The sequence below is a fragment of the Janthinobacterium sp. P210006 genome (assembly GCF_036231885.1).
Taxonomy (GTDB): Bacteria; Pseudomonadota; Gammaproteobacteria; order Burkholderiales; family Burkholderiaceae_D; genus Janthinobacterium; species Janthinobacterium violaceinigrum.
This window is the reverse complement of the sequence record NZ_JAZARD010000003.1, coordinates 833,331-845,917: the sequence shown is the minus strand read 5'-3', so window position 1 is coordinate 845,917 and position 12,587 is coordinate 833,331. Positions and strand designations below refer to the sequence as shown.

Annotated in this window: 11 protein-coding genes; 6 read left to right on the top strand and 5 right to left on the bottom strand. The window is 66.9% G+C overall.

The genetic code is table 11. The features are described 5' to 3' along the window. Nucleotides 1-70: 70 nt before the first annotated feature. Both VPH41_RS17790 and VPH41_RS17785 read right to left on the bottom strand, forming a co-directional pair. Nucleotides 71-2,155 (bottom strand): prolyl oligopeptidase family serine peptidase, encoded by a 2,085-nt coding sequence (locus VPH41_RS17790; protein ID WP_442906282.1) that lies wholly within the window; start codon nt 2,153-2,155, stop codon nt 71-73. 118 nt (nt 2,156-2,273) lie between these two features. Next, nucleotides 2,274-2,981 (bottom strand): glutathione S-transferase family protein, encoded by a 708-nt coding sequence (locus VPH41_RS17785; RefSeq protein WP_328570975.1) that lies wholly within the window; start codon nt 2,979-2,981, stop codon nt 2,274-2,276. A 113-nt stretch (nt 2,982-3,094) separates the two neighbouring features. On the opposite strand from VPH41_RS17785, the gene VPH41_RS17780 reads away from it, so the two are divergent. The 3 genes from VPH41_RS17780 to VPH41_RS17770 all read left to right on the top strand — a co-directional run bounded on the left by VPH41_RS17780 (nt 3,095) and on the right by VPH41_RS17770 (nt 6,018). Continuing rightward, complete coding sequence (locus VPH41_RS17780) at nt 3,095-3,460, top strand: winged helix-turn-helix transcriptional regulator (RefSeq protein WP_328570974.1); 366 nt, start codon at nt 3,095-3,097, stop codon at nt 3,458-3,460. A gap of 61 nt (nt 3,461-3,521) precedes the next feature. Next, complete coding sequence (locus tag VPH41_RS17775; RefSeq protein ID WP_328570973.1) at nt 3,522-4,118, top strand: hypothetical protein; 597 nt, start codon at nt 3,522-3,524, stop codon at nt 4,116-4,118. 247 nt (nt 4,119-4,365) lie between these two features. Further along, entirely contained in the window at nt 4,366-6,018 is a 1,653-nt protein-coding gene (locus VPH41_RS17770) for a methyl-accepting chemotaxis protein (protein WP_328570972.1), read from the top strand. Here VPH41_RS17770 and VPH41_RS17765 read toward each other — a convergent pair. The 3 genes from VPH41_RS17765 to VPH41_RS17755 all read right to left on the bottom strand — a co-directional run bounded on the left by VPH41_RS17765 (nt 5,990) and on the right by VPH41_RS17755 (nt 8,893). Beyond that, the gene (locus tag VPH41_RS17765) at nt 5,990-6,874 is read right to left on the bottom strand and encodes a DUF2071 domain-containing protein (RefSeq protein ID WP_328570971.1); all 885 of its coding nucleotides are present in this window, start codon (nt 6,872-6,874) and stop codon (nt 5,990-5,992) included. The genes VPH41_RS17770 and VPH41_RS17765 overlap by 29 nt on opposite strands. Nucleotides 6,875-6,941: 67 nt before the next feature. Continuing rightward, nucleotides 6,942-7,724 (bottom strand): 3-hydroxybutyrate dehydrogenase, encoded by a 783-nt coding sequence (locus VPH41_RS17760; protein ID WP_152282585.1) that lies wholly within the window; start codon nt 7,722-7,724, stop codon nt 6,942-6,944. Nucleotides 7,725-7,816: 92 nt separating this feature from the next. Further along, the gene (locus tag VPH41_RS17755) at nt 7,817-8,893 is read right to left on the bottom strand and encodes an AraC family transcriptional regulator (RefSeq protein ID WP_328570970.1); all 1,077 of its coding nucleotides are present in this window, start codon (nt 8,891-8,893) and stop codon (nt 7,817-7,819) included. Between the two features lie 127 nt (nt 8,894-9,020). Here VPH41_RS17755 and VPH41_RS17750 point away from each other — a divergent pair, with 127 nt between their 5' ends. The 3 genes from VPH41_RS17750 (at nt 9,021) to VPH41_RS17740 (ending at nt 12,586) form a co-directional block, all read left to right on the top strand. Beyond that, nucleotides 9,021-10,631 carry an FAD-binding oxidoreductase gene (locus tag VPH41_RS17750; protein ID WP_328570969.1) on the top strand — a complete coding sequence of 537 codons (1,611 nt, stop codon included), beginning with the start codon at nt 9,021-9,023 and terminating at the stop codon, nt 10,629-10,631. Beyond that, nucleotides 10,628-12,211 carry a glycerol-3-phosphate dehydrogenase/oxidase gene (locus tag VPH41_RS17745; RefSeq protein ID WP_328570968.1) on the top strand — a complete coding sequence of 528 codons (1,584 nt, stop codon included), beginning with the start codon at nt 10,628-10,630 and terminating at the stop codon, nt 12,209-12,211. Before VPH41_RS17750 ends, VPH41_RS17745 begins: the two co-directional genes overlap by 4 nt. 69 nt (nt 12,212-12,280) lie before the next feature. Further along, complete coding sequence (locus VPH41_RS17740; RefSeq protein WP_328570967.1) at nt 12,281-12,586, top strand: hypothetical protein; 306 nt, start codon at nt 12,281-12,283, stop codon at nt 12,584-12,586. The last annotated feature ends 1 nt before the right edge of the window (nt 12,587 follow it).

Genomic DNA, 12,587 nt, shown 5'->3' with positions numbered 1-12,587 from the left:
TGAAGAGCGAACGTAGGTCGGATTAGGCGGGGCCGCCGAGGCCAAAGGCCGTAATCCGACATTCATCCGATTACTTCTTGGTGTAGGTGTTGAGCCAATCGAGCACCGTGTGATGCCACAGCAGCGAATTGGCCGGTTTCAGCACCCAGTGGTTTTCATCCGGGAACACCAGCAGCTTGCTCGGGATGCCACGGCGCTGCAGCGCCGTGAAGGTGCCCAGGCCCTGTGCGGTGGGGATGCGGAAGTCCAGGTCGCCCTGTACCACCAGCATCGGCGTCTTCCAGTTCTTCACGAAGTTCACGGGATTGAACTGCTCGTACTTGGCCGGCGCGTCGTAGTAGGTGCCGCCGTTTTCCCACTCGGTGAACCACAGTTCTTCCGTCGCGTAAGCCATGCCGCGGTTGTCGAACACGCCGTCGTGGTTGACCAGGCATTTGAAGCCGTCCGGCCAGTTACCGGCGATCCAGTTCATCATGTAGCCGCCGTACGACGCACCCAGCGCACAGCTGCGCTCGCGGTCCAGCCATGGGAACTTCTGGGTGGCCGCTTCCAGGCCTTTTTGCAGGTCGACCAGCGGCTTGCCGCCCCAGTCGCCGCTGATGGCGTCCGTGAACTTCTGGCCATAGCCGGTGGAACCGTGGAAGTCGATGAAGACGGTGGCATAGCCGGCGCCCGCATACACTTGCGGATTCCAGCGGTAGCTCCAGCTGTTGCCGAAGCTGCCCTGCGGGCCGCCATGCACGAGGAAGGCGATCGGATACTTTTCGCCGGCCTTGGCATTCCATGGCTTCATCACGTGGCCGTAGACGGTTTCGCCATCGGCGCCCGCAAACGAAAACTGCTCGTATTCGCCGAAACGCACGTCGGCCAGGGCCGCCGCATTCTGTTTCGTCAGCTGCACCATCGGCGCCGTTTCCGACTTCGCATCGAGCTTGCGCGTGTACAGCTGCGCGCCCGACGACAGGCTGGCTTGCGCCAGCACGATGGTATTGCCGCGCACGTCGAAGCCGCCCACGGCGCCCTTGCCCGTCAGCGCGGCGACCTTGCCGCTGGCCGCGTCGATGTGGAACAGGCGGTGCTGGCCCACGTCATCGGCGGCGACGAGGAAGGCCTTGCCGTCCGGCGTCCAGCGGAAGTCGGCCACGGAGCGGTCCCAGTCGTCGGCCACGGTGCGCTTCTTGCCCGTGGCGACATCCATCAAGACCAGGTGGAAGCGGTCCGCCTCGAAGCCAGGCTTGGTCATGGCGACATAGGCGAGGGTGCGGCCATCGGGCGAGTAGGTGGCCTTGGCATCCCAGGCCGGATTGTCGGCCGTGAGATTGCGCGGCGCCTGGCCGCCGGTAGCGGGAATCGTGTAGACGTCGAAGTTGGTCGACCACGATTCCGTGCGGCCGGCCACGCGCACGGAGAAGGCCACGGTCTTGCCGTCCGGACTGAAGTTGTATTCGCTGTTGTCGCCGAACGGCTTCGACGGCGCGTCGCCATCGAGGGTGCCGCTCAGGCTGACGGGCGCGGCGCTGACCTTGCCGGTGGCGTCGATGGGCGCCGAGTACAGCGCGTTGCGTCGGCCGTCGGCCCAGGTATCCCAGTGGCGCACGAACATCTGGTCGTAGACCATGCCGCTGGCCTTGTTCTTGGCTTTTTCATCGAGGCGTTTTTTCGTGCAGGCGAGGTCCGCGCAATCGAGTAAGACGCCCATGCTGAAGGCCAGGCGGTCGCCCTGCGGCGACAAGCGGTAGGTGTCCACGTCGAGCGCCAGGTCGGTGACCTTGGCCGCTTCGCCGCCGTTCAGGGGCAGCTGCCACACTTGCGAGGAGCCGGAACGGCCGGACAGGAAGTAGATGGCGTCGCCGTTCGGCGACCATTGCGGATCGCTGGCGCTGGCTTCGCCGCGCGTGAGCTGGCGCGGCGCCGCGTTGGGCGCGCGCAGGTCGATCATCCACAGCTGCGTGTTGCCGCGGTTCTTGTCCAGGTTGGTGGTGCGCACCGTGTAGACGACGCGCGTGGCGTCCGGCGACAGCACGGGGCTGCCCACCCGTTCCATGGCAACCATGTCTTCCACGGTGAAGCCGCGCGGCGCGCCCAGCGCAGGCAAGGCGGCGGTGGTGGCCATGGCGGCACCGAATGCTCCCAAGAGCAGCAGACGTAAACTCATTCAAACTCCCGATTTTTATGACGACGTTATCGATATGGTATTGACGTGGCCGGCTGTACCGCCGGCAGCCCGACATCATAGCAATAAAGAGCCGCCAGCATGGGGAGTTGACTGCCGGTTATCCGGCTGGCAGTGCCAGTTGGTCGAGCGGCACGTGGCCCAAGAAGCCGCCCTGGCTGTGTGCCGGCACGCCGTGCTCGATGGCGTGGGCAAAGCGGATGCCGGGGTCCGTTTCCAGCGCCGCCAGCACGCGCGCCACGTTCGGATAGCTTGCCAGGCTGGCCAGCTGCAGCGGTTCGGCCCAGCGCGCCGTGGCGGCCAGGTAGGCGTCGGCGATGCCTGGCGCCGTGTCCGAGGCCAGCCAGCTGCGGCCGGTCAGCAGGCGCTCCAGGTGGGCCAGGCTTTTGTTGACCTTTTCGATGGCCATCTCGCGCCAGACGGCGGCGCGCGCATCGCTTTCCGGCGCGCGCGCCGCCTGGAAGGCGGGCATGAAGGCCGCGTGAAACGTCGTGTGCAGGAAAGACAGCACGCTGTTCAGGCGGTCGTAGCCGGGCGTGCCTTGCGCATAGCCCAAGCCTTTGTGCGGCGCGCGGGCGGCGATATGCAGCAGGATCGCCATGCTTTCCAGCAGCGGCGTGCCTGCGTGCGTGAGCAGGGCCGGCGTCTGGCCCAGGGGATTGATGGCGAGAAAGGCGGGATGCCGCTTGCTGGCCGGATCGCGCGCTTCCACGCGGGCCAGGCGATACGGCAAGCCGCTCCATTCGAGGGCGGCGATGGCGGCAAACGAGCAGCCGAACGGCACGCTGTAGATCAGGGTGGTTTCCAAGTCGAGACTCCATGTGGGCTGAGGGAAGGGCAGTCTAGCTCCGATGGTTACTATTTGGAAGAAGGCAGAATAATGTGGTATAGATACATTTTTTATACCAGATGGGGCTCCACATGAAAGACAATGTCTCCGGCTGCGCCGTGGAAGAAGCCATGCGGTTGCTGGGCGGGCGCTGGCGCATCGTGCTGCTCAGCTATCTGATGGGGGGAGCAAAGCGCTTCAGCGAAATCCGCCGCGCCGTGCCGAATATCTCGCAGCGCATGCTGACCCTGGACTTGCGCGCGTTGGAAGAGGCGGGCTTGCTGACGCGCACGGTCTACGCGGAAGTGCCCGTGAAGGTGGAATACCGGCTGACGGACGAGGGCTTGCGCCTGCGGGAACTGGTCGAGATGCTGCGGGGCATCGGCCTGCGCCTGCGCGGGCAGGCGGACGGGGGCGGCGCCTTTCTCGCGCCCGATGCGGTGAATCATTCCCTATAGAAACAGCCGATTTGATGCAAAGTGCTAGACTGCCGGCCTTTGACCACGACTCTCGATACCCATGCGCCTGATTGCCTTTGCCCTGACCGCCGCCGCCCTGTTCACCACCTTGCCCGCGCAGGCGGCAACCATGCCGACACTCGAACAAATCCACGCCGCCGTGCAGGTGGGCGTGGCCAAGACCCAAGCCAAGATGCAATCGACTATGCCGGTACCGATCGCCGTCAAGGTCACCAGCTTGACCGGTTGCCAGGATTCGCAGGAAGTGCCAGGCGAAGTGGTGTGCCTGGTCGCCATGCGCGGGGGCATGCGCGATGCTTTCATGGTGCTGCCGCTGCGTAACGAGAACGGTACCTGGGTGGGTGTCGAGCGCAAGGACGCCAAGTTCGCGGGACCGTCGCCGGCCGAGGCGCAAGCGATGATACGCGCCTGGGCCAAGGAAGAAGTGGCGCGCAATCCGGAAGCGGCCAAGGATGTGCAGATGCAGGAAGCGCAGAGCACCATGCAAGTGAAAGCCGTCAACGAGTGCGAGGTCAAGCGCAAGACGGGCTACCTCGTGTGCGATACGGAATTGAGCGTGCCGAGCCGTCCGGAAGCCATCAAGACGGAACTGACCTTCATGCTGGAAAGCGCCGGCTGGCGCTACGTGCCCCGTTAAGCGCCGCGCTGTTTGCCGCCGGGACAGCCACGCTGTTCCGGCGTCGCTCCCGCCATCCCCCTGCGGCCACGCTGCCGCCTGCAATATTTGCAGATTCGCAAGGCAATTTCGCAAGTAAAAATTGCCGATTTAAATTAATAATTAAATATTAAAATTAAGATATCGGTGCAGACTGCCGCCGGCTTCCTGCCGTCCTGCAGTTGCCCGCTTCCCCGTGCCTGCACGGGCTACAGCCAAGGATCCGACCATGCGACTCAATCTTCCCGTCAGCGATACCGAGATCAATCTGAGCGATACCGAGACCATCGTCTCGACTACCGACTTGCAAGGCAATATCACGTATGCCAACCCGTATTTCATCTCTGTCAGCGGCTATAGCGCCGAGGAATTGATCGGCGCGCCGCAAAATATCCTGCGCCACCCGGACATGCCGGCGGAAGCGTTTGCCGATTTCTGGGCCACCATCCGTTCGGGGCGTTCGTGGAGCGGCATGGTGAAAAACCGCTGCAAGAATGGCGATTACTACTGGGTGCTGGCAAATGTCACGCCCGTGGTCGAGGATGGCGTGGCCGTCGGCTACATGTCCGTGCGCACCAAGCCCACGCGCCAGCAGGTGGCGCAGGCGTCCGCCCTGTATGCGCGCATCAAGGCGGGCCAGGCCGACGGCATCGTCATCAGCCAGGGCGCGGCCGTGCGCACGGGTTGGCTGGCCCGGCTGGCCAGCTTGCGCGACTTGCCGCTGGGCAAGCGCATCGGCTGGAACCTGGGCTTGCTGAGCCTGGTATTGCTGCTGCAGCTGGCGTGGAATGCGGGCGTGCTGCCGGCTGGCGCGGGCGGCTGGCTGACGGGCCTGTCAGTGGCGGCCTTGTGCGCAACCCTGTATTTCTGGCACAGCCTGCACCGCGCCGTGCTGCAGCCGCTGCAGCAGGCGCGCCAGGCTTGCGACGTGATGGCGGGTGGCGACCTGACGGGCGAGCTCGACACCACGCGGCGCGACGAGATGGGGCAATTGCTGCGGTCGCTGCGCCAGTTGCGCGTGAATTTGCACTCCATCGTGGGCGATGTGCGCGGTAATTTCTTGCGCATCAGCATGGCCAGCCAGGAAATCGCCGCTGGCAATATGGACTTGTCGGGGCGCACGGAAGCGCAGGCGTCCGCCCTGCAGCAGACGGCCTCGAGCATGGAGCAGCTGGCCGCCACGGTGCAGCAAAACAGCGGCAATGCCGTGCAGGCCAGCGACATGGCGGGCAAGGTGCATGGCCTGGCGGGGCGGGGTGGCGAGATCGTCGGCCAGATGGTGAGCATGATGGCGGACATTGACGCCTCGTCGAAGAAGATCGGCGATATCACGGGCATCATCGAGGGCATCGCCTTCCAGACGAACATCCTGGCCTTGAACGCGGCCGTGGAAGCGGCGCGCGCGGGCGACCAGGGGCGGGGCTTTGCCGTCGTGGCAGGCGAAGTGCGCAGCCTGGCCCACCGCAGCGCGGCGGCTGCCACGGAAATCAAGCAATTGATCACGGCGTCATTGGAACAGGTGCAGGCGGGCGCGAAGCTGGCGCAGCAGGCGGGCGCCAGCAGCGCCGAGATGCTGGGCGCCGTGCAGGGCGTGCACGGCATCATGGAAGAGATCGCCTCAGCTTCGCGCGAGCAAAGCCACGGCATCGGCCAGGTCAACATGGCCGTCACGCAGATGGATGAAGTGACGCAGCAGAACGCGGCGCTGGTGGAGGAATCGGCGGCTGCTTCGGCTTCCTTGCAAGACCAGACCTTGCAGCTGGAGCAAGCGATGGCCTTGTTCAAGCTGGACCGGCGGCGCGGCGGCCAGGCAAGCGCCGCCACTTCCCCGCGCACGGGGGAGCGCCGCCGCGCTACAGCAGGCGCTCTGACAACGCCTTGAACGGGATCTTGCGCACGAGAAAGGCAAACGGCGGCGACAGGGGCGGCAATTGCCCCAGCAAGCCGCAGTCGGCGCGCAAGGCCGTCAGCGCTTGCACTTGATCCAGATCAACGGGCAAGTCGATTTCGCCGAAGACCAGCTTGCCGTTGCGGGGCACGTGCGCGATGGCCGCATCCTGGCAGGCGAGGAAGGCGACGGCGTCGTGCCAGTTGCCGAACAGTTGCTGCCAATCCGTATCGAGCGCACGCTCCGCGGCGATGTCCGCCTGCACGTCCAGCGGCGGGGCGCTGCCGGCACCGCCGGCAATGCTGCAGCGGGCCTGCGTGGCAGTGACGTCCAGGGTCATGCCGGCAGCCAGGTGCGTGGGCAGGATATCGCTGAACAGCCGCGTGCCCAGCGCATGGGGCAGGCTATCCATGATGTTTTTCAGGAAGTAGACGCAGGGCACGGCGGGCGCGCCCGGCGGCGTGTGGTCCAGGTAAAGGCGCCAGTTGCTTTGCAGGGGCGATGGCAGCAGGCGGCGCAGCGGGCCCGGCAGGGCAGGGCCGAAGTGCCCGTGGCGGTAGGTCAGCACCGTGAACGGCGTCTTGCCGTCGCGCTGCCACAAGGTCACGCCGGCGGGCAGCAGTTGCTGCGCGGCCTGCGCATCGACGAGCCAGCTCACGTACACGACGTCGCGCACGTCGCTATGCAGGGTGACGAAAGGCAGGCGGGACAGGATGGCCTGGCGGACATCGGCAAAGTGCGTGCAGTTGGCGAGCGCGGCAAACAGGCGCCCCGGCCAGCCCGCGCGCGGGTGGCGGTAAGTGTTGTCTTGCAATGGAAAAGCTTTCGGGTGGAATACGGAAAGGTGCATACGCTTGCGCGGCAACGCCCGCCCACATCATCGCGCACAGCGCAGCCGATGCGGGCGGGCGTGACGATTACTGCATGTGCCAGCCGTGGCTGACGACGATGGACTGGCCGCTCAGTGCCGTCGACGGGAACGCCGCCAGGAAGATGGCCGTTTGCGCCACGTCCTGCGTGGTGGTGAATTCGCCGTCGATGGTTTCCTTCAGCATCACATTCTTGATCACTTCCTCTTCCGTGATCTTCAGCTGGGCCGCCTGTTCGGGGATTTGCTTGTCGACCAGCGGCGTGCGCACGAAGCCGGGGCAGATGACGTTGGCGCGGATATGGTCTTTCGCGCCTTCCTTGGCCACCACCTTGGCCAGGCCCAGCAAACCATGCTTGGCGGCCACATAGGCGCTCTTGAACGGCGAGCCTTCGTGCGAGTGCACGGAACCCATGTAGATGATGGCGCCGCCGCGGCCCGCCTTGATCATTTCGCGCATGCAGGCGCGCGTGGTGAGGAAGGCGCCGTCCAGGTGGATGGCCAGCATCTTTTTCCACTGGTCGAACGGGTAGTCGACGACGGGGCTGATGATCTGGATGCCCGCGTTGCTGATCAGGATATCGATGCCGCCGAAGTGGGCCGCGGCATCCGCCACGCCCTGGTCGACTTGTGCTTCGCTGGAAACATCCATGGCGACGGCAAATGCCTGGCCGCCCGATTGCTTGATTTCCTCGGCCGTCTTGCTGGCCGCTTCCAGGGCTAGGTCGGCGATGACGACTTTGGCGCCTTGTTTCGCGTATTCAATAGCCATTTCCTTGCCGATACCACTGGCGGCGCCGGTAATCAGTGCGACTTTGTCTTTGAGTTGCATATTAATCCTTTGCATTGCGGGTTGGAGTGATCGTGGGAGGTCAGACTATGCCAGTATAGCCAGAAAACGCGCCAGGCATGGCCCGCGCACGCCTATACGTCCGCTTGCCTGGCCTGCAATTCCTGCAGGCGCCAGGCGCCGGGATTGGTGCCCGTCCACACGCGAAACGCGTGGTTGAAGGCGCTCTGTTCCTGGTAGCCCAGCAGGAAGGCGATGTCGACCAGCGACAGGCCAGGCTGGCGCAGATAATCGCGCGCCAGGCCGTACCTGGCCTGGTCCAGCAAGGCCTGGAAACTGGTGCCCGCGTCGGCCAGCTTGCGCTGCAGGGTGCGCGGCGTGACGGCCAAGGCGGCGGCAACGGTAGCCAGCCGGGCGGAACCCTGACGCAAGCCGCCCACGATGGCCGCATGCACCTGCGCTTCGATGCCGCCGCCCGTCCCCGCTTCGGCCTGGCGCTGCGCCAGCAACTGTTCCGCATGCTGGCACAGCACGGGATACAGGCTGACGTCCGCGTTCGGTACGGGCCAGTCCAGCAATTGCGCGTCGAAGGTGGCCGTGTTGGCGGGTGCGCCGAAGGCGGGCAGGCTGCCCAGCACGCGCACGTATTCGTCGCGGTGCGCCGCGTGGCGCAGCAGCTCGCCGCCGCCATCGTGCGTGAACGCCAGCTGGGCCGGCGGCAGCGGCATGCCCGCCAGCCAGTCGCCGCACACGCGGATGCCGGCAAAGACGCTGTCGACCAGGTGCCGGCTGGCACCCGGGTAGTTGCTGGCCCAGCGGTAATGCGCGACGGCGCCGTCGCGCTGCAGGGTCGAGCGGCCCAGGTCGTGCGCCAGCCGTTCATAGCGGGCCGTCTGCTCCAGCGCCTGGCCCACGTTGCTGCAACTGAGCAGTATCAAACCATAGGCGCTGTAGGTGCCCATGCGCACGCGCTGGCCCACGTGCAGGCCGAAATGCGCGTCGCCCGCCAGCTGGGCGCCCGCATCGAGCAGGCGCACGTAGTCGCGCGCGGCCAGGCTGGTCGCGGACGCTTCCAGGTTGTGCGGCGCCACGCCGGCCGCCTGCGCCAGCGTGGCCGCTGCGATGCCGTGCGCGCTGGCCGCTTCCAGCAGCGGCTGCAGATAGGCGCCGGCGACCCGGCCTTCCGCGTGGTGGCTGTCAGTGCCTGGCATGATGGAACAATGCGATTGTCATGAAAAACCAATACCCCTGGCCTGTGGCGGCATATGCTGTTGATCTGGCAAGGACAGTATAGCAAGCCGCCGTGGCGCGCAACTGGGACTGCACAGGGGGAAACCGATGCAACGCTGGAATGGCTGGGGGGACGAGAGCGTCACGTACGCGCTGAGTGCGGAGGCGCTGGCATTCCTGGGCGAGCGCCTGGGGCCGGGCAGTCCCATTCACGACGCGACCTTTGACGACGCCTGCGCGCAGGTGCCCGCGTCGCGCCTGGCGCCGCATCCGCTGATCGATACGCGGCCTGCCACGCGCGTGCGCCATGCGCTCGGCCAAAGCCTGCCCGACTGGTTCAAGCTGCGCCACGGGCGCATCGGCGCGGTGCCCGATGGCGTGGCCTTTCCCGACAGCGCGCTGCAGGTGCGCCAGCTGCTCGAGTATGCGCGCCACGCTTGCGTGGCCGTGATACCGCACGGCGGCGGCACCAGCGTGGCCGGGCACCTGACGGTGGCGGCGGGGCCGCGTCCCGTGCTGTCGCTGAGCCTCCAGCGGCTGTCTGCGTTGGGCCACCTGGACCGCGAGGCGCAGCTGGCCACGTTCGGCGCGGGCGTCTACGGCCCCGACCTGGAAGCGCAGCTGCGCGCGCATGGCTATACGCTGGGCCACTATCCGCAGTCGTTCGAATACTCCACCCTGGGCGGCTGGATCGCCACGCGCTCGTCGGGCCAGCAATCATTGCGCTATGGCCGCATCGAGCAGCTGTTCGCGGGCGGCGAGGTGGAAACGCCTTGCGGCACCCTGACCATCCCCACGTTTCCCGCGTCGGCGGCCGGCATCGACCTGCGCGAAATGGTGCTCGGCTCCGAAGGGCGGCTGGGTATCCTGACGCAGGCCACCGTGCGCGTCTCGCCGCTGCCGCCCCATGAAGCGTTCCACGCCGTGTTTTTCGCCGACTGGGGCCAGGCGCAGGCGGCCGTGCGGGCGCTGGCCCAGGCGCGCCTGCCCCTGTGCATGCTGCGCCTGTCGAACGCGCTGGAAACGCAGACCATGCTGACCCTGGCCGGCCACAAGAAGCTGGTGGGCCTGTTGGAGCGCTACCTGTCCCTGCGCGGCTGCGGCGACAGCAAATGCATGCTGATGGTGGGCGTCAGCGGCGATGCGGCACCGGCGCGCGCGGCCCTGCGCGGCGCGCTGGCGCTGGCCCGGCGGCACAAGGGCGTGCATGTGGGGCGCCACATGGGCGACAAGTGGAAGCAGGGCCGCTTTCGCAACGTCTACCTGCGCAATGGCGCCTGGGAACACGGTTACGTCATCGATACGGTGGAAACGGCCGTCGACTGGTCCCGCGTGGCGCCGATGATGGCGGCGCTGGAGCAGGCGGGGGCGGGCGCGCTGGCCGCGCACGGCGAGCAGGTGCACGCGTACACGCACCTGTCGCACGTGTATGCGCAGGGCGCCAGCGTCTACACCACGTATGTGTACCGGCTGGCGCCCACGTACGAGGAAAACATGGCGCGCTGGCGCAGCCTGAAGGATGCGGCCAGTGCCGCCATCGTGGCCAACGGCGGCACCATCAGCCACCAGCATGGCGTGGGCACGGACCACGCGCCGTGGCTGGCAGCGGAAAAAGGGGAACTGGGCATCGCGGCCATGCGCGCGCTGTTCCGCCAGTTCGACCCGCAGGGCATGATGAACCCCGGTAAACTGCTGCCCGAAGCGGGAGGCGGATTGTGAACGCCGCCGCGCCGCGCAGGGCGGATCTGCCTGGCGTGCTGGCGCGCGAATGGGATGTGCTGATCGTCGGCGGTGGCATCACGGGCGCCGGCATCCTGCTGGAAGCGGCGCGGCGCGGCTTGACGGCGCTGCTGGTGGAACAGCGCGATTTCGCCTGGGGCACGTCGAGCCGCTCCTCGAAGCTGGTGCACGGCGGCTTGCGCTATCTGAAGCAGGGCCAGTTTGCGATGACGCGCGAGTCGGTGCATGAGCGGCAAGCCTTGCTGACGGATGCGGCCGGGCTGGTCGAGCCGCAAGGTTTTGCCTTCGGCGACTATGCCGGCAGGAAGCCGGGCCGGCGCCAGTTCATGCTGGGGCTGGCCATCTATGACGTGATGGCGGGCCGGCGCGCGCGCCGCTATGTCGATGCGGCGGATTTTTGCATGCTGGCGCCGCACGTCCAGCGCGAGGGGCTGCGGGGCGGCATGCTGTACCAGGACGCCAAGACGGACGACGCGCGCCTGGTGCTGCGCGTGCTGCAGGAAGCGCGCCGCCATGGCGGCGTGGCCGTCAATTACCTGGGCGTGGCATCGCTGCTGCGCGAAGATGGCAAGGTCGTCGGCGCCACGTTGAACGATGCTCTCGATGGCGCGGTGTCCGCCGTGCGCGCGCGCCTGGTGATCAGCGCCACGGGCGCCTGGGCCGATGGCTTGCGCGGCCAGGCGGGAGAAAAACCGAAGCTGCGGCCCCTGCGCGGCAGCCATCTGCTGCTGCCCGCCTGGCGTTTACCGCTGGCGCAGGCCGTCAGCCTGATGCATCCGCGCGATGGCCGGCCCGTCTTCGCCTATCCCTGGGAAGGCGTGAGCCTGGTGGGCACCACCGATGTGGACCACCGTGCCAGCCTGGACCTGGAACCGGCCATCACGCGTGCCGAACTCGATTACCTGCTGGCGGCGCTGCGCTGGCAGTTTCCGCAGCTGGCGCTGGGCGAAGACGATGTGCTGGCCACGTTTGCCGGCGTGCGTCCCGTGATCGACAGCGGCCGGCTTGACCCGTCGAAGGAAGCGCGCGAACATGCGCTGTGGCTGGAAAACGGCTTGCTGACGGTGGCGGGCGGCAAGCTGACGACGTTCCGCGTGATCGCCCTCGACGCGCTGCGCCAGGCCGCGCCGCTGCTGCCGGGCTGGCAGGCGGATTTGCGTCCGCAACCCATTTTCGATGCCGCGCCGCCCCTGTCGGGCAAGGCCCTGGCGCTCGATGGCGAACAGCGCGCGCGCTTGCTGGGCCGCCATGGCGCGGCCGCGCAGGCGCTGTGCGATGCAGCGCACGAGGGCGAACTGGCGCCGGTTCCCGGCACGCAGACCCTGTGGGCGCAGCTGCGCTGGGGCGCGCGCAGCGAGGACGTGCAGCACCTGGACGACCTGCTGCTGCGGCGCACGCGCCTCGGTTTGCAGCTGGCCGGCGGCGCGCTTGCTATCATGCCGCGCCTGCGGGCCATCTGCCAGCGCGAACTGGGGTGGGATGATGTACGCTGGGATGCGGAGCAGGCGCGCTACCTGGCCCTGTGGCGCAGTCATTACAGCGTGCCGCAAGGCGCATGATGCAATGATCAAAGCAGCGATAAAAACAGCGATAAAAATATAAAAGAGGAGAGCATCATCGAGACCACCTTGTTTGGCCAGCCCCTGGCGCTGGGCGACGCTCGCATCACCTATGACAGCCTGTCGCCGCTGGACCTGCGCCAGAGCGTGGCCGCCCTCGTCGACGACCTGGGGGAAGACCTGCTGCAGATCACGTGCGCGAATGGCGACATCGTCGACGTGGGCTGGTATCCGGCCTGGCATGCGCACGGGCGCCTGCGCGTGGTGGCCGTGCGGGGACAGGACTGGGAAGCGCCCGTGTTCAGCGCGCAGCCGGAAAAGGATCCGCAGGCGCTGCTGCAGGCGCTGCGCGCCGCGCTGGCCAGCGTGGCCTGAG